This is a genomic window from Streptomyces botrytidirepellens (assembly GCF_003721215.1).
GTDB classification, from domain to species: domain Bacteria; phylum Actinomycetota; class Actinomycetes; order Streptomycetales; family Streptomycetaceae; genus Streptomyces; species Streptomyces himastatinicus.
Map to the genome: position 1 here is coordinate 1 of NZ_RIBZ01000355.1, position 578 is coordinate 578.

General features: G+C 80.1%; 1 pseudogene. It reads left to right on the plus strand.

The features are described from left to right. Positions 1-578, plus strand: a pseudogene (locus tag EEJ42_RS30950) (zf-HC2 domain-containing protein); the annotation flags it as partial.

Consider the following 578-nt stretch of genomic DNA (forward strand, 5'->3'; position numbering starts at 1 on the left):
TGGGGCGGCGCGCCGCCGGGTCCCGCCTCGTCGGGGGCGGCCGGGCCGCCCTCCTCAGCCGGCTCGCATGGGCCGCGGGGCCCGCGTTGCGGGGACCGTGGCTGGTCTCGTTGCTGGTCATCGCCGTCGGGGCGGTGTGTGCCGCACGGGCCACCGGGTTCGGCGGGGTACGGCCGCTCCTGCTGCTGCTCGCACCCGTCCTGCCGACGCTCGGCGTCGCCGTGTCGTACGGGCGGCACGCCGACCCGATGCACGAAATCGTCGCCTCCACGCCGTCCGGCGGGCTGCGGCTGCTGCTGACCCGTACGGCCGCGGTGCTGGCGGTGTCCGTACCGCTGCTCACCCTCGCCGGACTGCTGCTGCCCGCCACCGCCGGGGGCCCCGGGGCCGCGGCCTGGCTGCTGCCGGGGCTCGCGCTCACGCTCGCCGCGCTCGCCCTCGGCTCGTACGTCGGCTGCCGCGCCGCCACCGGAGCGGTCTCCACCGGCTGGCTGCTGGCCGTCGGCGCACCGGCGGCCGCGGCGCCCGGCGGTGCGCCCCGCCTCCTGCCCACCGACGCCCTGGCCGGGTCCCTCGCC